This is a genomic window from Pseudomonas sp. MYb185, from assembly GCF_002979975.1.
Taxonomy (GTDB): domain Bacteria; phylum Pseudomonadota; class Gammaproteobacteria; order Pseudomonadales; family Pseudomonadaceae; genus Halopseudomonas.
Map to the genome: position 1 here is coordinate 167,532 of NZ_PCQD01000002.1, position 17,804 is coordinate 185,335.

Annotated in this window: 22 protein-coding genes; 9 read left to right on the forward strand and 13 right to left on the reverse strand. The window is 60.7% G+C overall.

Annotated features, from left to right (window positions below; all coding sequences use genetic code 11):
* Nucleotides 1–7 precede the first annotated feature (7 nt).
* From tolA to aspS, 9 genes are all read right to left on the reverse strand, one after another.
* Nucleotides 8–1,039 carry a cell envelope integrity protein TolA gene (gene tolA / locus CQ007_RS03315; RefSeq protein ID WP_371919786.1) on the reverse strand — a complete coding sequence of 344 codons (1,032 nt, stop codon included), beginning with the start codon at nt 1,037–1,039 and terminating at the stop codon, nt 8–10.
* Nucleotides 1,036–1,482 (reverse strand): protein TolR, encoded by a 447-nt coding sequence (gene tolR / locus CQ007_RS03320; RefSeq protein WP_105643498.1) that lies wholly within the window; start codon nt 1,480–1,482, stop codon nt 1,036–1,038. Before tolR ends, tolA begins: the two co-directional genes overlap by 4 nt.
* Before the next feature lie 2 nt (nt 1,483–1,484).
* Nucleotides 1,485–2,159, reverse strand: coding sequence for a protein TolQ (tolQ, locus tag CQ007_RS03325; protein WP_105643499.1), 675 nt, complete (start codon nt 2,157–2,159; stop codon nt 1,485–1,487).
* Between the two features lie 4 nt (nt 2,160–2,163).
* Nucleotides 2,164–2,628, reverse strand: a complete 465-nt coding sequence (gene ybgC, locus CQ007_RS03330) for a tol-pal system-associated acyl-CoA thioesterase (RefSeq protein WP_105643500.1) — start codon at nt 2,626–2,628, stop codon at nt 2,164–2,166.
* A 90-nt stretch (nt 2,629–2,718) separates the two neighbouring features.
* Nucleotides 2,719–3,759 carry a Holliday junction branch migration DNA helicase RuvB gene (gene ruvB, locus CQ007_RS03335; protein WP_105643501.1) on the reverse strand — a complete coding sequence of 347 codons (1,041 nt, stop codon included), beginning with the start codon at nt 3,757–3,759 and terminating at the stop codon, nt 2,719–2,721.
* A gap of 50 nt (nt 3,760–3,809) precedes the next feature.
* The gene (gene ruvA / locus CQ007_RS03340; protein WP_105643502.1) at nt 3,810–4,412 is read right to left on the reverse strand and encodes a Holliday junction branch migration protein RuvA; all 603 of its coding nucleotides are present in this window, start codon (nt 4,410–4,412) and stop codon (nt 3,810–3,812) included.
* A 13-nt stretch (nt 4,413–4,425) separates the two neighbouring features.
* A complete protein-coding gene (ruvC, locus tag CQ007_RS03345; RefSeq protein WP_105643503.1) occupies nt 4,426–4,953 on the reverse strand; it encodes a crossover junction endodeoxyribonuclease RuvC in 528 nt (175 codons plus the stop codon).
* A gap of 76 nt (nt 4,954–5,029) precedes the next feature.
* Entirely contained in the window at nt 5,030–5,776 is a 747-nt protein-coding gene (locus CQ007_RS03350) for a YebC/PmpR family DNA-binding transcriptional regulator (protein ID WP_105643504.1), read from the reverse strand.
* Nucleotides 5,777–5,985: 209 nt separating this feature from the next.
* Nucleotides 5,986–7,761, reverse strand: a complete 1,776-nt coding sequence (gene aspS / locus CQ007_RS03355) for an aspartate--tRNA ligase (protein ID WP_105643505.1) — start codon at nt 7,759–7,761, stop codon at nt 5,986–5,988.
* A 246-nt stretch (nt 7,762–8,007) separates the two neighbouring features.
* Between aspS and CQ007_RS03360 the strand changes: the two genes are divergently transcribed.
* A complete protein-coding gene (locus CQ007_RS03360) occupies nt 8,008–8,478 on the forward strand; it encodes a Dps family protein (RefSeq protein WP_105643506.1) in 471 nt (156 codons plus the stop codon).
* Nucleotides 8,479–8,627: 149 nt separating this feature from the next.
* The gene (locus CQ007_RS19330; RefSeq protein ID WP_371919787.1) at nt 8,628–9,221 is read left to right on the forward strand and encodes a cold-shock protein; all 594 of its coding nucleotides are present in this window, start codon (nt 8,628–8,630) and stop codon (nt 9,219–9,221) included.
* Between the two features lie 15 nt (nt 9,222–9,236).
* Here the strand turns inward: CQ007_RS19330 and CQ007_RS03370 are convergent, their stop codons facing one another.
* A complete protein-coding gene (locus CQ007_RS03370; protein WP_105643507.1) occupies nt 9,237–9,449 on the reverse strand; it encodes a SlyX family protein in 213 nt (70 codons plus the stop codon).
* Nucleotides 9,449–9,880 carry an HIT domain-containing protein gene (locus CQ007_RS03375; protein ID WP_105643508.1) on the reverse strand — a complete coding sequence of 144 codons (432 nt, stop codon included), beginning with the start codon at nt 9,878–9,880 and terminating at the stop codon, nt 9,449–9,451. The genes CQ007_RS03370 and CQ007_RS03375 overlap by 1 nt, the downstream gene beginning before the upstream one ends.
* 281 nt (nt 9,881–10,161) lie before the next feature.
* Here CQ007_RS03375 and CQ007_RS03380 point away from each other — a divergent pair, with 281 nt between their 5' ends.
* From CQ007_RS03380 to CQ007_RS03395, 4 genes are all read left to right on the forward strand, one after another.
* Nucleotides 10,162–11,427 (forward strand): OprD family porin, encoded by a 1,266-nt coding sequence (locus tag CQ007_RS03380; RefSeq protein WP_105643509.1) that lies wholly within the window; start codon nt 10,162–10,164, stop codon nt 11,425–11,427.
* 149 nt (nt 11,428–11,576) lie between these two features.
* Nucleotides 11,577–13,310, forward strand: a complete 1,734-nt coding sequence (locus tag CQ007_RS03385; protein ID WP_105643510.1) for a proline--tRNA ligase — start codon at nt 11,577–11,579, stop codon at nt 13,308–13,310.
* 11 nt (nt 13,311–13,321) lie between these two features.
* On the forward strand, nt 13,322–14,011 hold the full coding sequence (locus tag CQ007_RS03390; protein WP_105643511.1) for a hypothetical protein: 690 nt from the start codon (nt 13,322–13,324) through the stop codon (nt 14,009–14,011).
* A gap of 1 nt (nt 14,012) precedes the next feature.
* Entirely contained in the window at nt 14,013–14,591 is a 579-nt protein-coding gene (locus CQ007_RS03395; protein WP_105643512.1) for a lytic transglycosylase domain-containing protein, read from the forward strand.
* Nucleotides 14,592–14,598: 7 nt separating this feature from the next.
* Here the strand turns inward: CQ007_RS03395 and CQ007_RS03400 are convergent, their stop codons facing one another.
* Together CQ007_RS03400 and CQ007_RS03405 are read right to left on the reverse strand one after the other, a co-directional pair.
* Nucleotides 14,599–15,036, reverse strand: coding sequence for a TlpA disulfide reductase family protein (locus CQ007_RS03400; protein WP_105643513.1), 438 nt, complete (start codon nt 15,034–15,036; stop codon nt 14,599–14,601).
* A complete protein-coding gene (locus CQ007_RS03405) occupies nt 15,033–16,289 on the reverse strand; it encodes a YihY family inner membrane protein (RefSeq protein WP_105643514.1) in 1,257 nt (418 codons plus the stop codon). Before CQ007_RS03405 ends, CQ007_RS03400 begins: the two co-directional genes overlap by 4 nt.
* Before the next feature lie 103 nt (nt 16,290–16,392).
* On the opposite strand from CQ007_RS03405, the gene arsC reads away from it, so the two are divergent.
* Genes arsC through CQ007_RS03420 form a run of 3 tightly spaced genes read left to right on the forward strand, consistent with a single transcriptional unit; the run spans nt 16,393 to nt 17,748 of the window.
* Entirely contained in the window at nt 16,393–16,746 is a 354-nt protein-coding gene (arsC, locus tag CQ007_RS03410) for an arsenate reductase (glutaredoxin) (RefSeq protein WP_105643515.1), read from the forward strand.
* On the forward strand, nt 16,743–17,360 hold the full coding sequence (wrbA, locus tag CQ007_RS03415; protein ID WP_105643516.1) for an NAD(P)H:quinone oxidoreductase: 618 nt from the start codon (nt 16,743–16,745) through the stop codon (nt 17,358–17,360). The genes arsC and wrbA overlap by 4 nt, the downstream gene beginning before the upstream one ends.
* Entirely contained in the window at nt 17,347–17,748 is a 402-nt protein-coding gene (locus tag CQ007_RS03420; protein WP_158256714.1) for a DUF2069 domain-containing protein, read from the forward strand. The genes wrbA and CQ007_RS03420 overlap by 14 nt, the downstream gene beginning before the upstream one ends.
* The last annotated feature ends 56 nt before the right edge of the window (nt 17,749–17,804 follow it).

The window sequence follows — 17,804 nt, forward strand, 5'->3', positions numbered from 1 at the left end:
GTTTTCATCAAAATGCCAAATCCTCTGGTTTGAAGCGCAATGTACGCTGTCTGTACAAACGATCGAAGGTTGCCGGATTTTCCCTGGATAGCTGTTGCATTTCCGGAATGCGACCCACATTCCGCACCGCCTGCAGGGCTGACTGGTCGAAACCGGCGTCGCCACTGGAGCGCAGGATGACTGCATCGGTAATGTCACCCGATGGCAGCATGCTGATGCGCACTTCGACAACCATGCCATTGCGCGCGGTAGGCGGCCGACGCCATTGCTCACTCACATAGCGACGGATCACATCATCAAAGCTGGCGGCGACTTCATCGCCCATCTGGTCCGCCTGCGCCCGCTGATACTGCGTCTCGCTGGCCAGCAGATCGGCCAGCGCCTTGGCCTTGGCCTCCTCCTGCTCGCGTTTCAATCTGGCGACGCGATCCGCCTCGGCCTTGGCAGCTTCATCCGCCTTGCGTTTGGCCTCTTCGGCGGCACGGCGCCTGGCCTCTTCTTCCTTGCGCTTGGCTTCCTCAGCCGCCTTACGCTTGGCCGCTTCCTCGGCTGCCTGCTTCGCCGCCTCTTCTTCGGCCAGCTTCTTCGCCGCGTCAGCCTTGCGCTTGGCCTCCTCCGCCTTCTGCCTTTCGACCTGCTCAGCCTGCCGACGTTCCTCGGCCGCCTTATCTTCCGTTGCCTTGGCAGCGGCTGCAGCGGCAGCAGCCTGGCGCTCCTGCTCGGCAGCAGCGCGCCGCGCGGCTTCCTGCTCCTGTTGCTGCTGCTCCTGCTGGCGTTTCAGCTCCTCGGCCTCATGCCGCTGAGCCGCGGTGCGTTCAGCCTCGCCAGCGATCTTCTGGTCGGTCTGGGTGGTCGCCGGGCTCTTCGAATTCAACTGCACCAGGGTCGCCTGCACGATCGGCTTGGCCGGCTCGAACTCCGGCGCTGTGCTGAATGACACGAACAGAAAGATCAGCACCAGCAGGTGCAGCCCCAGCGCCTTGATCACCGGCGCGGTGAAGCGATCCTTACCCGGATCCGGCATATGCTCGTTCTTCACGGGGCCTCGGTAATCAGGCCGACGTTAGGCACGCCCGCCTGTTGCAGCGAGGCCATGGCGGTGACCACGACACCGTAGTTCACATCGCGATCACCACGAATGTAGACCAGGGTATCCGGGCGCGCGCGCATGATCTTGGTCACACCGTCGGTCATCTGTTCCAGGGACACGGCCGTATCGCTCTGGTTCTCGGTGTCCACCGTTTCGCCCAGATTCCAGTAATAGGTGCCGTCAGCCAGTACCGACAGGGTCAGCACCTGCTGATTCGAGTCGGAGGGCAGCACTTCGCTGGCGACCTGTGGCAGGTCGACCTTCACGCCCTGGTTGAGCATCGGCGCGGTCACCATGAAAATCACCAGCAACACGAGCATCACGTCGATATAGGGGACGACGTTCATCTCCGCTACCGGCTTGCGCTTCGGACGTCTGCCTCTGGGTTGCATGCTCACTCCCCTTCGTTGGCATGCACGCGGCGATGCAGGATGCTGGAGAACTCATCGGCAAAGGTATAGTAATGACCGATCAGGGTTTCCGAACGAGCCGAGAAGCGGTTATAGGCGATCACAGCGGGAATCGCGGCGAACAGGCCGATCGCGGTGGCGATCAGCGCCTCGGCGATCCCCGGCGCGACGGTGGCCAGGGTGGCCTGCTGCACCGTTGCCAGCCCACGGAACGAGTTCATGATGCCCCACACGGTGCCGAACAGACCGATGTAGGGGCTGGTGGAACCGACGGTAGCGAGGAACGGCAGGTGCTGATCGAGCTTTTCCTCTTCCCGGGAGATGGCCACACGCATCGCACGCTGCACCGCATCCATGATCACTTCCGGCTCCATGCCCGGCTGTTGGCGCATGCGCGAGAATTCCTTGAAGCCGGCACGAAATATCTGCTCCAGGCCGGAGTCCGGGTCAGGGTTGCCAGTCACCTGGCGATACAACTTGGACAGGTCGATACCGGACCAGAAGCGGTCCTCGAAATCATCCAGGGTCTTCTTCGCCGCACGGGTAACCGCACTGCGCTGGAAAATCAGCACCCAGGAGGCGACGGACGCCGCCAGCAGTGTCAGCATGACCAGCTGCACCAGAACACTGGCACCGCTTATCAGGTGCCACATCGACATTTGATCAGCTTGCACTCTTTGCCACTCCTTGATCTTGCTTCTCTTGGCCGCCCTGCATCGCCGCGAAGGCGCTGCTCAGGGCCGCTGGAATAATTCTGGGCTTGTAACGATCGGCGCTGACGCAGGCCACCAGTACTTCCCCCTCACACAACAACACCCCATCCGCCCTGCGCACTTGCTGAGCGAAGCGGACACTCGCGCGCTTGAGTTCCAAGACAGCGGCACTCACCACAAGTTCATCGTCCAGGCGCGCAGGAGCATGGTAGCGGGCACTGACCGAATGGACGACGAAGATGATGTTTTCGCATTGCAGCGCGCTTTGATCAAACCCCAGGGAACGGACCAGCTCGGTACGGGCACGCTCCATGAACTTCAGATAATTGACGTAATAAACAATGCCACCGGCATCGGTATCCTCGAAATAGACTCGGGCCTTGAGCACGAATGGCTGCCCTGGATCAGCCGCCATAATGTAGAGCCAAGTTGGTGGTTTGCATAGCGGGGGTTGCCTCCAAATTGAAAATATTTTTAACCGGCGCGACTCTGTCGCCAGCCCGGATCACGGGCTGAACAGATCACCGGCCTGCTGCGCCATGGCCGCCGGCAGGTTCAGGCCGAAATGCAGGTAGGCGTGCCGGGTGACGACACGGCCCCGCGGGGTCCGCATGATGAAACCCTGCTGGATAAGAAAGGGCTCCAGCACGTCCTCGATAGTGTGCCGTTCCTCGCTGATGGCCGCGGCCAGGCTGTCGATACCCACCGGTCCACCATCGAACTTGTCGATCATCGCCAGCAGCAGACGGCGATCCATGTGGTCGAAGCCCTGGGCATCCACATCCAGCAGATCCAGCGCCTTGTCGGCGATCTCCTGGGTGATGCTGCCCTGCCCACGCACTTCGGCATAGTCACGTACCCGGCGCAGCAGTCGGTTGGCGATACGGGGCGTGCCACGTGAGCGGCGGGCGATCTCGAAGGCACCTTCGGGATGAATTTTCAGGCCGAGAATACCGGCGGAACGGGAGACGATGGTGCTCAGATCCTCGACACCATAGAACTCCAGACGCTGAACGATACCGAAACGGTCGCGCAGCGGATTGGTCAGCATCCCGGCACGGGTGGTGGCACCGATCAGGGTGAAGGGCGGCAGATCCAGCTTGATCGAACGGGCAGCCGGCCCCTCGCCGATCATGATATCGAGCTGGTAGTCCTCCATCGCCGGGTAGAGAATTTCCTCGACGACCGGAGACAAACGGTGAATTTCGTCGACGAACAGCACATCCCCTGCTTCCAGGCTGGTCAGCATCGCTGCCAGGTCGCCGGCACGCTCGAGCACCGGCCCCGAGGTACTCTTGATCTTCACGCCCATTTCCTGGGCCACGATATTGGCCAGCGTGGTCTTGCCCAACCCCGGCGGCCCGAAGATCAGCACGTGATCCAGCGCCTCGCCGCGGCCTCTGGCCGCCGCCATGAACAGCTCCATCTGCTCGCGCACGGCAGGCTGACCGATATAGTCGGCCAGACGGTACGGGCGGATGGCCCGATCGATGATTTCTTCCTGCTGCCGAGGTCCGGCGGCGATCAAACGGTCTTCTTCCAGCATAGGGATTCCGTGGTGCTTGCGTTAAATGTGCCGCCGACAGTCTGAGCCAATCAGCCCATGCCCTTCAAGGCACGACGGATCAACTCTTCGCTGCTCAACCCTTCCTCCTTGATGGCACTGACAGCCCGACTGGCTTCCTGCGGCTTGTAGCCGAGCGCGATCAGCGCACTGACGGCATCGGCAGTATGCGAGACTCCACCCGCTGCCGGGCCCGATGCCAGCGGGACGGCTGCCCCCGGCAGGCTCTCCCAGGCCTTGAACTTGTCCTTCAGTTCCACCAGTAGCCGCTCGGCGGTTTTCTTCCCGACGCCCGGCACCCGCACCAGCGCACTGGTATCCTGCGCCTGCACAGCAGCAATCAACTCATCCACTTCAAGCCCGGACATCAGCGCCAGCGCCAGCTTCGGACCGACGCCGTTGAGCCGGATCAGCTCACGAAACAGCGTACGATCACGCTTCTCGGCGAAGGCATAGAGTAGCTGGGCATCCTCCCGCACCACCAGATGGGTATGCAAGGTAGTCTTTTCACCCAGCGCCGGCAGGCGATAGAAGGTGCTCATCGGCGCCTCCACCTCATAGCCGACGCCACCCACGTCCAGCAGAATCTGCGGCGGTTGTTTCTCCAACAGGATACCCGTCAGCCGACCTATCATCTCTTCCTCTCCTTCAGCGTCGCCGCATGCGACCGTTGCGCAGCCCCAGCAAGCCACCACCAAGCTGCTCCTTGAGCCCGATGGAATGGGCATGGCACAGGGCGATGGCCAGTGCGTCGGCGGCATCGGCCTGCGGCGTGCCGGACAGCCCGAGCAACTGGGTCACCATATGCTGCACCTGAACCTTGTCCGCAGCCCCGGTCCCCACCACCGCCTGCTTGACCTGGCGTGCGGTATATTCGTGCACCTGCAGCCCGGCATGCACAGCCGCGACGATCGCCGCGCCACGAGCCTGCCCGAGCTTGAGCGCGGAGTCGGGATTGCGCGCCATGAATACCTGCTCGATGCTCAGTATCTGCGGCTGATAATTGCCGATCAGCTCACCAAGACTGTCGAAAATCTGTTTCAGGCGCTCGGGAAACGGCCCATCTCCCAGCCGAATGCAACCAGAGGTCACATACTCGCAACCGCTACGCCCTTCACGGACGATACCGAAACCGGTAATCCGGGAGCCTGGGTCTATACCGAGAATCAGCGCCATAGTGTCAATTGTCCTGTGCCTGACATGCAAAAGGGAGGCACCGCCTCCCTTTTGCGAAGTGCCTCGAATACGCCGGTCACTCCATCTGCGCCAGTACGTCGTCCGGAATGTCGGCATTGGAATAGACGTTCTGCACGTCATCCAGATCTTCCAGCATATCGACCAGCCGGATCACCTTCTGCGCGGTCTCCAGATCCAGCGTGGCGGTAGTCGAGGGAACCATGCTGATCTCCGCTGCCTCACTGGCGAAGCTGGCGGCGTCCAGCGCGTCCTTTACCGCCCCGAAATCCTCGAAGGCCGTGAACACGTCGAAAGAACCATCCTCATTGCCGACCACATCTTCGGCACCGGCCTCCAGGGCCGCCTCCATCAACGCATCCTCATCGATGCCTGGAGCGTAACTGATCTGACCACGACGGGTGAAAAGGTACGCCACCGAGCCGTCGGTGCCCAGGTTACCACCACACTTGCTGAAGGCATGCCGCACTTCGCTGACCGTGCGATTACGGTTGTCGGTCATTACCTCGACCAGCACCGCCACACCACCAGAGCCGTAGCCTTCATAGGTCAGCTCTTCCATGTTGTCGGCGTCGTTGCTGCCGGCACCACGCGCAATCGCGCGATCGATGGTATCGCGGGTCATGTTGGCCGTCAGCGCCTTGTCCACGGCAGCACGCAGCCGCGGGTTATCCGCCGGCACCGGGCCGCCGAGCTTGGCGGCTACCGTCAGCTCGCGAATCAGCTTGGTGAAAATCTTGCCCCGCTTGGCATCCTGAGCCGCTTTGCGATGCTTGATATTCGCCCATTTGGAATGGCCAGCCATAGAAACCTCCTGACAACAATCATCTTCTACTGCAACGTCTGCGCCCTGGCCTGGATTGCCACGTCGGCGATGCCGACTCGCAATGACGGTGAGTGATAGGGACCAGTCGCTGCCCGCCCAACCTCACTCTCCATACTCTCCATAGCCCCACCCCTCGTCATTGCGAGGGCCGCAGGCCCGCGGCAATCCATGGGCCTGCCGGCAGCGCCTTACTCGACCTTCGGCTGCTCGCGCAGGCGAATGTTCAGTTCACGCAATGCCTTGGCATCCACCGCACCAGGCGCCTGGGTCATGACGCAGGCCGCACTCTGGGTTTTCGGGAAGGCGATGACCTCACGAATCGACTGCGCACCGGTCATCAACATGACCAGTCGATCCAGACCGAAAGCCAGGCCACCATGTGGCGGCGCACCGTATTTCAGCGCATCCAGCAGGAAGCCGAACTTCTCCTGCTGCTCTTCGGCACTGATGCCGAGGATATCGAATACGGTCTGCTGCATTTCCTTGCGATGGATACGGATCGAGCCGCCACCCAGCTCGGTACCGTTGAGCACCATGTCATAGGCGCGGGACAGAGCCGTGCCGGGATTGGCCTGCAGCTCCTGCGGAGTGCACTTGGGCGCGGTGAACGGATGGTGCAGCGCACTGAGGCTACCGTCGTCGTTTTCCTCGAACATCGGGAAGTCGACCACCCACAGTGGGGCCCACTCGCAGGTCAGCAGGTTCAGGTCATGACCCAGCTTGATACGCAGGGCGCCCAGCGCCTCGGAAACAACCTTCGCCTTGTCGGCACCGAAGAACACGATGTCACCATCCACTGCACCAACGCGGTCGAGAATGATGTTCAGATTGTCTTCGGGAATGAATTTGACGATTGGCGACTGCAGCCCCTCGACACCCTTGGCGCGCTCGTTGATCTTGATATAGGCCAGACCCTTGGCACCGTAGATGCCGACATACTTGGTGTAGTCATCGATCTGCTTGCGTGCCAGGGACGCACCGCCCGGTACGCGCAGCGCGGCAACGCGGCCCTTCGGGTCGCTGGCCGGGCCACTGAACACCTTGAAGTCGACTTCAGTCAGTTGATCGGCCACATCCACCAGCTCCAGCGGGTTGCGCAGATCCGGCTTGTCCGAACCGTAGCGGCGCATGGCTTCCTCGAAGGTCATGTGCGGGAAGTTACCCAGGTCCACATCCAGCACTTCCTTGAACAGACCACGAATCATGCCTTCGGTCAGCCCCATGATGTCCTGCTCATCAAGGAAACTGGTTTCGATATCGATCTGGGTGAATTCCGGCTGGCGGTCGGCACGCAGGTCCTCGTCACGGAAACACTTGGCGATCTGGTAATAGCGATCGAAGCCGGAGACCATCAGCAACTGCTTGAACAGCTGGGGTGATTGCGGCAAGGCAAAGAAGCTGCCGGGATGGGTGCGGCTGGGTACCAGATAGTCGCGGGCACCTTCTGGCGTGGCACGGGTCAGGATCGGCGTTTCCACGTCGAGGAACCCATTGTCGTCCAGATAACGGCGGATACTGCTGGTGATGCGCGAACGCAGCTTCAGCTTGGCAGCCATCTCCGGGCGACGCAGGTCGATGAAGCGATAACGCAGGCGAGTCTCCTCGCCGACGTCGGAATACTCGTCCAGCGGGAACGGCGGCGTCTCGGCCTGGTTCAGCACGTCCAGTTCGTAGCCGAGCACTTCAATGGCACCCGAAGCCATATTCGGGTTGACCGCCCCAGCCGGACGCGGACGCACCTTGCCACGCACCTTCACGACGTACTCGCTGCGCACACGGTCGGCCAGGGCGAAAGTCTCTTCGCGATCCGGATCGAACACCACCTGGGCCAGACCTTCACGGTCGCGGATATCGAGGAAGATCACCCCACCATGGTCACGGCGGCGATGAACCCAGCCGCAGAGGGTAACTTCCTGGTCCGCCAGTGTTTCGTTCAACTGGCCGCAATAGTGGGTACGCATCATGAGTGTGGAATCCTGTTGTCGACAGAGCGGCTGCGTCTTGGCCAATCGCCTTGGCTCATCCGTCAGCGCGGATAGATAAAAGCGCCATAATATACCCGAAGTGACCCACTACAGGCGAGCACTGCCGGCGCAATGCGACCGGTCATAGCCTGTAACAATACCGACGATTGGCAAACAGGGCTTGAGCATGGCCGGCCAGGGCATATACTGGTCCCACGCATTCCCCGTTCAACCATCGGAGTCCATATGAAAATAGATATCGGTATCAGCCAGAAGGATCGGGAACAAATCGCCAATGGGCTGTCCCTGTTGCTGGCAGACACCTATACCCTGTATCTGAAAACCCATAACTTCCACTGGAACGTCAAGGGCCCGATGTTCCAGACCCTGCATACCATGTTCGAGACCCAGTACAACGAGTTGGCACTGGCTGTAGACGATATCGCCGAGCGCATCCGCACCCTGGGCTTTCCCGCCCCGGGCACCTACAAGGCCTTCGCCGAGCTGAGCTCGATCAAGGAAGAAGAAGGCGTGCCTGATGCCACCGACATGATCCGCCTGCTGGTCGAAGGTCAGGAAGCCTGCGCCCGCACCGCCCGTGAGGCCTTCCCGGCCTGCGAGAAGGCCAGCGACGAGCCCAGCGCCGACCTGCTGACCCAGCGCATGCAGGCCCATGAAAAGACCGCCTGGATGCTGCGCAGTCTGCTGGAAAAGTAATCTCTTCCGGGGCGGATAATCCTCCGCCCCACCCCTTTATCCCATCCTCTTTGTCGCTGCAACGATTTCAGGTTAGAGTGCGCACCCGGCTATGACACAAGTACCGCCGGAACCACGTCAAAGACACAGTTGCAACAGGATGAATCGTTTTGAACAATATCCGTTACCTTCATTTAATTGTTGGCCTGGCAGCCCTGCTGTGCGGCCTGTATTTCAGCACTCCCTTTTTCACCCAGAACGGTCCCATTGATCTGTCGGCCATCACCGCCCTGTTGTTGGGGCTGGTCAATATTCAGCAGTTCAGCAATAACCTCAGCAGCCGCTCCGGCATACGCAGCGCCTTGTCCATGCTTGCCTCGCTGCTGCTGTTGGTAGGCGCCCTGACGCCCCTGGCAGTGTTGCTGGTCAGCCCGATGGCCGGTCCACTGCTGACCTTGGCCGTAGGCATCAGCGTGGCCGGCGTTTGCCTGTTTGCCGTGCTGACCCTGACCGGCATGCTGTCCCGCTCGACCGGCGGCAGCCGCCTCAAGGCCAGCCCACGCGAAACGGGCACGGTCAAATGGTTCAACACCAGTAAAGGCTTCGGCTTCATCTCCCGGGATCAGGGTGAGGATGTGTTCGTACACTTCCGCGCCATCCGTGGCGAAGGTCATCGTGTACTGGAAGAAGGTCAACGCGTCGAGTTCATCGTCGCCCGCCGTGAGAAGGGCCTGCAGGCCGAAGACGTCGAACCCTTCGACTGAGCATGACCCAATAGATCAATAATGGGGCGGAGGCTGATCGTCCTCCGCATCCCCCGGCATGGATGCCGCCAGATCGGCCTGCCGGCGCGCCAACAATTCCAGCGCCCGCTGCAACCTCTCCAACTCCAGCTCCTGACGACTCACAACATCGTTCAATGCCTGTATGGTGTCATCCTGGAATGCCAACCGGGTCTCCAATTCGTCCAGCCTGGCTATCAGTTCATTCATCAGTTGAACCGCTCCGCATAGCGAAAGTTGGACGTCAGCACCGCTTGCAGACGGGCGACACATTCGTTCAGTTGTTCTTCGGTATAGGCCTGCGCTGGCAACTTGCCCCATACTGGCGCAGGCCATGCAGGATCGTGCCGATAGCGGACAATATGATGAACATGCAGCTGACTGACCATATTGCCCAGCGCCGCGACATTGATCTTGTGTGCAGCGAAACCATCTTTCAGGGCCTCGGCCAACCAGCAGGATTCGTTCAGCAATTGAACCCTATCTGTTTGATCCAATTGGAATATTTCGGTGACATCCTCCCGGCGTGGCACCAGAATGAACCATGGGAACTGATGGTCATTCATCAACAGAAGAGTACTTAACTCGAAGTCTCCTATCCAAATGCCATCATTGACTAGCTGGGGGTGAAGATTGAACATATGCGGATCCTTAAAAGAGCCTTGTTTGGTTATAAAGAAAAGCAACATCATGATGCATATCAAGGAAACAGCGGATGAATGCGCTAAGCTTGCAGGGAATAATAATACATCAGGCGCCCGAAGATGCTGCGAGATGCATGCGGATAAGGCTGCATTTTCAACTTGCAGCTTTCGCATTTGCGGCTTTACTGCTTTACTAAATGCGATATGAAAATTGAAAAGAATCTGCTTAGTGACAGATCGAAGCACATTCTCTTGTTTACTGGAAAGGAGCACACGATATGAAAAATGTTGCCAAATGGAGTTCTGTTGCCCTGGCTGTGGCCATGGGGAATGGTCTTATCGCCACTCAAGCTGTCGCCCAGGGTGAAGGGTTCGTTGAAGGTGCTTCCGCCACGCTGAGCAACCGCACTGGCTACTTCAACCGCGACTTCAGGAACAATATCCCCACCCAGAACAGCAAGGCCGAAGAAACCGCCACCGGCTTTGTTCTCGACTTCCGCTCCGGTTTCACCCAGGGCAATATCGGCCTGGGTGCCGATGTAATGGCACTGGCTGGCATCAAGCTGGACAGTGGCCGCGGTCGTGCGGGTACCGGCTTGCTGGCACAAGACAATGACGGCCGTGTTCCGGATGAATATTCCGAAATCCGCGGCGCGGTGAAAGCCAACATCGCTGGCGACACCGTACTGCGCTATGGCTTCCACATGCTGGAAAACCCGATCCTCAACTATGAGGACTCGCGCCTGTTGCCAAGTCACTACTTCGGCTACAGCATCACCAATACGTCGTTCGATGGCCTGATGCTCGAAGCCGGTCGCATGACCGACCGCGGGGACATGGATGGCTCTTCCCAGTATGACGGCCCCTATCGCCACGATGGCCTCAATATCGACCATGACAAGGTAACCTACCTGGGCGGTACCTATGATTTCGCTGACAACCTCAGCGCCTCGCTGTACACCTCCAAGTCAAATGACCTGTGGAAGCGCCATTACGCCGGCCTGACCCATGTATGGGACTTCGGCAATGGCCTGGACCTGACCACCGACCTGTCGCACTACCAGACCTCTGATGACAGCCCGGCTGGCAATGAGTTCGACAACAAGGCCTCCTCCCTGGCCCTGACTCTGGGTGCCGGCTTCCACGATTTCACCGTGGCCTATCAGCGCATGGGCGGCGATGCCGGCTTCGCGTATGACGACTACGGCATCTATCTGGCCAACTCGGTGCAGGTCATCGACTTCAACGCCAAGGATGAGCGCTCCTGGCAGGCGCGCTATGACTACAACTTCGAGGGCGTAGGCATTCCCGGCCTGACGTTCATGACCCGCTACGTCAAGGGCAGCAACATCGATACCGTTCCGGGCGTCAGCGACACTCGCTGGGAGCGCAGCACCGATATCCGTTACACCGTTCAACAGGGCTTCCTGCAAGGTGTCGACCTGACCTGGCGCAATGCGACCGTACGTCAGGATTCCGCACTTGACGGCGGTGATATCGACGAGAACCGTCTGTACGCGTCCTACACCTGGACCCTGCTCTAAGCAACTTCGCAGTAGCAACCTGAGAAACCCGGCTCCGGCCGGGTTTTTTCTGTTTCAGCGGCGGCTTTGTGCCAGGCTATACGCGGCCTGGGGACAAACGTACAATAAGGCCCATTCTCCGACCTTCTATTCCAGGACGTTCTCCACCCATGCGTACCAGCCAGTATCTTATTTCCACCCTCAAGGAAACTCCCGCCGACGCTGCCGTGGTCAGCCACCAGTTGATGCTGCGCGCCGGTATGATCCGCCGGATCGCCTCCGGCCTGTATACCTGGTTGCCGATGGGGCTGCGCGTGTTGCGCAAGGCAGAGAGCGTTGTCCGGGACGAGATGAACAAGGCCGGCGCACTTGAGGTATTGATGCCGGCGATCCAGCCGGCAGAACTGTGGCAGGAGTCCGGGCGCTGGGAAGAATACGGCCCCGAACTGCTGCGCCTGAAAGACCGCCATGACCGCGAGTTCTGCGTCGGCCCGACCCATGAGGAAGTGGTTACCGAACTGGCGCGCAACGAAATCACCAGCTACAAGCAACTGCCGCTGAACCTGTATCAGATCCAGACCAAGTTCCGTGACGAGATCCGGCCGCGTTTCGGCCTGATGCGCTCCCGCGAGTTCCTGATGAAGGATGCCTACTCCTTCCACCTGGACCAGCCATCGATGCAGCAGACCTATGACACCATGTACCAGGCCTATTGCAATATCTTCAGCCGGCTGGGCCTGGAGTATCGTCCGGTAGTGGCGGACAACGGCTCCATTGGTGGCGAAGGCTCCCATGAATTCCATGTGCTCGCCGAATCCGGGGAAGATGCCATCGTCTTTTCCAATTCGGGCAGCTACGCCGCCAATATCGAGAAGGCCACCGCCCAGCCGCCCCAGGGCGAACGTCCCGCGCCGACCCAGGACAAGGCTCTGGTGGACACTCCGGATCAGCGTACCATCGAGGCGGTGTGCGAGCTCCTCGGCTTGCCTGCAGAGCGTACCGTCAAGTCGCTGATCGTGCTGGGCGCTGCCGAGGAAGACAAGCCCCAGCCACTGGTGGCGCTGGTGCTGCGTGGCGATCATGAGCTGAACGAAATCAAGGCCGAGAATCATCCGGCCATCCAGGCGCCGCTGACCTTCGCCAGCGAAGCACAGATCCAGCAGGCCCTGGGTTGCAAGCCCGGCTCCATCGGCCCGGTAGGCATGAACATCAGGGTAATCGCCGACCACAGCGCTGCCCACCTGGCGGACTTCGTCTGTGGCGCGAACCAGGATGGCAAGCACTTTGTCGGCGTGAACTGGGAGCGTGACGCACGCTTCGATGAAGTGGCCGACCTGCGCAATGTGGTGGAAGGCGACATCAGCCCGGACGGTAACGGCACCCTGGTGATCAAGCGCGGCATCGAGGTCGGACATATCTTCCAGCTCGGTCGCAAGTACAGTGAAGCCATGCAGTGCACAGTACTCAACGAGCAGGGCAAGACCTCCACCCTGCTGATGGGTTGCTATGGCATCGGTGTTTCCCGCGTGGTCGCCGCCGCCATCGAACAGAATCATGATCAGCGCGGCATCCTCTGGCCGGACGCCCTCGCACCCTTCCAGGTGGCGCTGGTGCCGATGAAGATGGAAAGCTCCGAGGCAGTACGCGAAGCCACCGAGCGGCTGTACCAGGAGCTGCAACAGGCCGGCGTCGAAGTACTGCTGGATGACCGCGACAAGAAGGTCAGCCCCGGCGTCAAGTTCGCCGACATGGATCTGATCGGCATCCCCCATCGGGTCGTCATCAGCGATCGCGGCTTGGCCGAAGGTCAGCTGGAATACAAATACCGCCGCGACCAGGAAGCCAGCAGCGTGCCTGTGGCCGACATGCTCGATTTCCTGCTCCAACGCACAGGTCGCCAATGAGGAACGGCAGTATGCGGCAGCCACTACTGCCCTGGCTGCTCTGGCTGTGTGCCGGCATAACACTGACTGCCTGCAGCAGCCAGCCGCAGCAACCTCCCGGAGCGGTGGCGGTGCGGGTCGAACGCACACTGGTCAGTCACAACCTGCGCATCGATGCCGGAGAGCAACTGGTGCTGACCTCGCCCCAGCGCAACGTCCGGGTAACCGAGCAACAGCTGCACCAGGTCACCGAATTCGACGCCGAGGACCGGCCGGTCAACACTCATGAGAGCTATCAGGCTCTGCCATGGGATGCCCAGCCGGTCACCCTGATCGCCGAAGGCAAGCGCTTTTCCCTGCTGACCGACCATGACGGCGTGCTGCGCCTCAACCTGCTGGACGAGCAGTTCATCGAACTGGATTTCGAGAGCCTGCGCGTGGTCCAGTTGGTAGTCCGGGCCAGCCCGTCGGTCGTCGCCGAACAGAACCTGCTGGTCAGCCGGGAGCTGCGCGCAGTGCTACAGGAGGCGGTTGCGCTGGTGCATGACAGCCTCGAGGAAAGCGATGTCGAGCAATGGGTCTACCGGGTCAGGCGCCTGAACGAACTGGGCCTGAACGAAGAGTCCACCCAGCTGGAGAACATGCTGATCCTGCTGACAGTAGGCGACCCCGAGCTACAGGCCGAATTCACCCACACCCTGGAACACAGCGAACGACCCTGACATGCCGCGCAACACATGGATCGTGTTCTGCCTCGCCCTGGGCCTTGCGCCCCCGGTGCTGGCAATCAACCAGAACCAGCCCGTCGACCCCGAGCTGCGGGCCCTGTTGATGCAGGCCGTGTCACAGGCCGATAGTTTTGCCGATGCCTTCGATGCCCAGGTCTGGCTGCTGGACATGTCCACCCGGCTGCGGCGCTATATTCCCGATGAGCAGGAACGCCTGCGTTTTCTGCGCCTGGTCCACCGGGAATCTCGCAACGCCGGCTTGAAACCCGACCTGGTGCTGGCGGTGATCCACGTGGAGAGCCTGTTCGACCGTTACGCGCTGTCCCGCGTCGGTGCCCAGGGCATCATGCAGGTGATGCCATTCTGGAAGGCAGAACTCGGCCGACCAGAAGACAACCTCATCGATCTGGCAACCAACCTGCGCTATGGCTGCACCATCCTCAAGTACTACCTCGATATTGAAAAGGGTGATCTGCGCCGGGCGCTGGCACGCTACAACGGCAGCCTCGGCAGCCACCGCTATCCGGACAAGGTGCAGGACTACTGGTATCGCTATTGGTATGTGAAGGAATAACGGCCGATCAGTCCAACAGCACCAGCAGACTCTGCTCCGTCTGCGGCCCCGGCAGGCTGTGCTGCAGCTTGCCCTGCGGGTCGAATACATAGGTGGTCGGCAGTACCTGCGGACGTTCCAACCCCATGCTGTCCACAAAATCCTGCCCCATCACCGCGAACTGGATATCCATCTTCTGCGCCAGCTCGAGCAAGGCATCACCGCTGACACCATCGTAGTTGACACCCAGCACCGTGACCCCGGGATGCTCCGCCAGGCGGTTGAACTCCGGCAACTCGTGCAGGCAGGGTGCGCACCACTCGGCCCAGTAGTTCACTACCACCCAGCGATCTTCCAGGTCTGTCTGGCTCAGCGAATTACCCTCGTGATCCAGCCATTGCTGCTCACTACAGCCCCCCAGAACCAGACCGACAGCCAGCATACCGCTGCAAAGCCATGTCTTCATGATGCCTCCTCAGTCTCGGCCACGACCTTGCCATCGCCACTCAACCAGCTTTTCACGCTGCCGACCATGATCTGTCGGCGGCAACTCTCCAACTCGACCAGCGCTTCGCGAATCGGCGGATACCAGCTGTCACCACTCTCCAGCGACAGGGGCAGCGAGGCTGCGGCGGGCAGCGCCTCCGGAAGCTCCTCCAGCAGGCCCGACAGCTCCAGCAGATCCAGATCCCGACTCAGCACATAGCCCCCCTGCTGTGCACGGGCGATGAATCGGCGGCTTTCCAGCCAATCGGTCAGTTGCAGCCAGAGATCCTCGGGCATGGCCCAGCCCGCGGCATTGACCCGTGCCAGATCCACCACATCACCGCTCTTCTGTGCCTGCAGAAAAATGCGCAGCAACGCCAGCAGGCTGACCAGCCAGGGATAGGCCGCACGCTGCCAGGCGGTACTGTTGCCCAGATTGCAGACCAGCTCGGCGCCAAACAGGATGATCATCCAGCTGACATAGATCCACAGCAGGAACAGGGGAAAGGTGGCAAAGGCGCCGTAGATCAGCTGAAAACTGGGGAACAGCGCCACATACAGCGCAAAGCACGCCTTGGCCCCTTCGAACAACAGGGCCACCAGCAGCCCGCCGGCAAGTCCATGCTTGAACCGCACCCGGGTGTTGGGTACCGCCACGAAAATCAGGGTAAAGGCGGCAATGCTCAGCAGCAGCGGCACCCAGCCCAGCAGCTGCTTCCAGGCCGAGGCCAGCACCGCATCACCGGAGAGGAACGACAGGGAAGCCAGATAGGTACTGACCACGAACCCCGCACCCAGCAACAACGGTCCCAGACTCAACACTGCCCAATACAGCAGGAAGCTGGACAGCCCCCGGCGGGGCTGGCGAATGCGCCAGATGGCATTGAAGGATTGTTCGATATTCAGCAGCATCATGAAGGCGGTCACCATCAACACCGCTACACCAATACCGGTCAGCTGCCGGGCCTGCTGGGAAAACTCACTGAGGTACTCACGCAGCGCCGCACCGGTCGAAGGTACGAAGTTGTCGAAGATGAACGCCTCGATCTGCCCGCCGACCTGGTTGAATGCCGGTATCGCAGCCAGCATCGCATAGGTGACGGTCATCACCGGGACCACGGCGAACAGCGTGGTGTAGGTCAGGGCAGCAGCATTCTTCGGGCAGTTGTCATCGAGGAAACGATGGAACAGATAACGGCAGAAATATACCAGCTGTTGAATTTGACGCGGCATTAAGGCTCCCTGACAGCCAGTGCTTTAGGGCTTAGAATAGCCGGCATGCCCCGCATAAGCCACCGGCTTGGCGGACCCCACCGGATCTGATCGGAGATTTGCCATGTCCCGGGTACGCATCTATCACAACCCCCGCTGCTCCAAGTCGCGCCAGGCCCTGGCCCTGCTCGAACAACAGGGTGATGAGTTGGAAGTCATCCATTACATCGATACTCCCCCGGATAGCGCCACCCTCAGCGCCCTGCTGCAGCAGCTCGGGCTCGGCGCCCGTGATCTGATTCGCAAGGGCGAGGATACCTACAAGGAGCTGAAGCTGGACAACCCCGACCTCAGCGAAGCCGAACTGGTCCAGGCCATGGTCGATTACCCACGCCTGATCGAGCGCCCCATCGTCATCCGTGACGGCAAGGCCATCGTCGCCCGGCCACCGGAAAAGATACTGGAGTTGTACGCATGAGTGATCCCTACGTTCTAGTGCTGTATTACAGCCATAACGGCGCCACCGCCAAGATGGCCAGGCTGATTGCCGAAGGGATCGAGCAGGCTGGCCTGGAAGCCCGACTGCGTACGGTACCGAAGGTATCTACGGAGACCCGGGCCAGCGCACCGGAAGTGCCCGCCAGCGGCGCCGTCTACTGCACCGAGGATGATCTCAAGCATTGCTCTGCGCTGGTGCTCGGCAGCCCCACCCGCTTCGGCAACATGGCCGCACCGCTGAAATACTTCATCGACGGCACCAGCAGCCTGTGGCTGTCGGGCAGCCTGTCCGGCAAGCCGGCAGCGGTATTCACCACCACCGCCAGCCTGCATGGCGGACAGGAAAGCACCCTGCTGTCCATGCAACTACCGCTGCTGCACCATGGCATGCTGCTGGTCGGCCTGCCCTACAGCGAAAGTGCGCTGACCGAGACCCGGGGCGGCGGCACGCCCTACGGCGCCAGCCACCTGGCCGGCAGCGATGGCGCGCGTCCGCTGGATAACCACGAGACCGTACTGTGCCGAGCCCTGGGCAAGCGCGTGGCCACGGTCACCCGACAGCTGCTGGCCGGAGCCGCTCATGTCCAGAGCTGACAAGCCGCTGCCGCCGCTGCACTACCTGCTGCCGCGCATACGCCTGAGCCGGCTGCTCGCGGCCCTGGCCTATGCCGGACTGCTGCTGTGCCTGTTCATCTACAACGCCTTCTTCGCCGACCTGCATGGTGCCAATCCGGTGGTCATTCTCGGGGTATTGCTGGTGCCGCTGCTGATCTTCCTGCCGGGCATCGCCATCGGCAACGTGCGCGCCCATGCCTGGCTGTGCTTCGCCATCAACCTGTATTTCATCTATGGGGTGCAGAGCTGCTTCGTACCGGGAAAAGAGGCCTACGGCGGGATACTGGTAGGCACCAGCGTGCTGTATTTCATTGCCGCGCTGGGCTATGTGCGCTGGAGTTTCCAGGCGCAGCGAGTGCGTTCATAACCCCCGCCGGAGCCTGTTTTTGTGTGGAGCAAAGCAGCGCCGCACAAAAACAGGCC

What these genes read in the sequence shown, in the direction of transcription:
- ruvC (WP_105643503.1), bottom strand. Translation starts at nt 4,953, where the DNA reads ATGGCGCTGATTCTCGGTATAGACCCAGGCTCCCGGATTACCGGTTTC.
- aspS (WP_105643505.1), bottom strand. Translation starts at nt 7,761, where the DNA reads ATGATGCGTACCCACTATTGCGGCCAGTTGAACGAAACACTGGCGGAC.
- ruvA (WP_105643502.1), bottom strand. Translation starts at nt 4,412, where the DNA reads ATGATAGGTCGGCTGACGGGTATCCTGTTGGAGAAACAACCGCCGCAG.
- arsC (WP_105643515.1), top strand. Translation starts at nt 16,393, where the DNA reads ATGTCCCGGGTACGCATCTATCACAACCCCCGCTGCTCCAAGTCGCGC.
- CQ007_RS03400 (WP_105643513.1), bottom strand. Translation starts at nt 15,036, where the DNA reads ATGAAGACATGGCTTTGCAGCGGTATGCTGGCTGTCGGTCTGGTTCTG.
- CQ007_RS03405 (WP_105643514.1), bottom strand. Translation starts at nt 16,289, where the DNA reads ATGCCGCGTCAAATTCAACAGCTGGTATATTTCTGCCGTTATCTGTTC.
- ruvB (WP_105643501.1), bottom strand. Translation starts at nt 3,759, where the DNA reads ATGCTGGAAGAAGACCGTTTGATCGCCGCCGGACCTCGGCAGCAGGAA.
- CQ007_RS03360 (WP_105643506.1), top strand. Translation starts at nt 8,008, where the DNA reads ATGAAAATAGATATCGGTATCAGCCAGAAGGATCGGGAACAAATCGCC.
- wrbA (WP_105643516.1), top strand. Translation starts at nt 16,743, where the DNA reads ATGAGTGATCCCTACGTTCTAGTGCTGTATTACAGCCATAACGGCGCC.
- CQ007_RS03385 (WP_105643510.1), top strand. Translation starts at nt 11,577, where the DNA reads ATGCGTACCAGCCAGTATCTTATTTCCACCCTCAAGGAAACTCCCGCC.
- tolQ (WP_105643499.1), bottom strand. Translation starts at nt 2,159, where the DNA reads ATGTCGATGTGGCACCTGATAAGCGGTGCCAGTGTTCTGGTGCAGCTG.
- CQ007_RS03380 (WP_105643509.1), top strand. Translation starts at nt 10,162, where the DNA reads ATGAAAAATGTTGCCAAATGGAGTTCTGTTGCCCTGGCTGTGGCCATG.
- CQ007_RS03395 (WP_105643512.1), top strand. Translation starts at nt 14,013, where the DNA reads ATGCCGCGCAACACATGGATCGTGTTCTGCCTCGCCCTGGGCCTTGCG.
- CQ007_RS03370 (WP_105643507.1), bottom strand. Translation starts at nt 9,449, where the DNA reads ATGAATGAACTGATAGCCAGGCTGGACGAATTGGAGACCCGGTTGGCA.
- CQ007_RS03375 (WP_105643508.1), bottom strand. Translation starts at nt 9,880, where the DNA reads ATGTTCAATCTTCACCCCCAGCTAGTCAATGATGGCATTTGGATAGGA.
- CQ007_RS03390 (WP_105643511.1), top strand. Translation starts at nt 13,322, where the DNA reads ATGCGGCAGCCACTACTGCCCTGGCTGCTCTGGCTGTGTGCCGGCATA.
- ybgC (WP_105643500.1), bottom strand. Translation starts at nt 2,628, where the DNA reads ATGGCGGCTGATCCAGGGCAGCCATTCGTGCTCAAGGCCCGAGTCTAT.
- CQ007_RS03350 (WP_105643504.1), bottom strand. Translation starts at nt 5,776, where the DNA reads ATGGCTGGCCATTCCAAATGGGCGAATATCAAGCATCGCAAAGCGGCT.
- CQ007_RS03420 (WP_158256714.1), top strand. Translation starts at nt 17,347, where the DNA reads ATGTCCAGAGCTGACAAGCCGCTGCCGCCGCTGCACTACCTGCTGCCG.
- tolR (WP_105643498.1), bottom strand. Translation starts at nt 1,482, where the DNA reads ATGCAACCCAGAGGCAGACGTCCGAAGCGCAAGCCGGTAGCGGAGATG.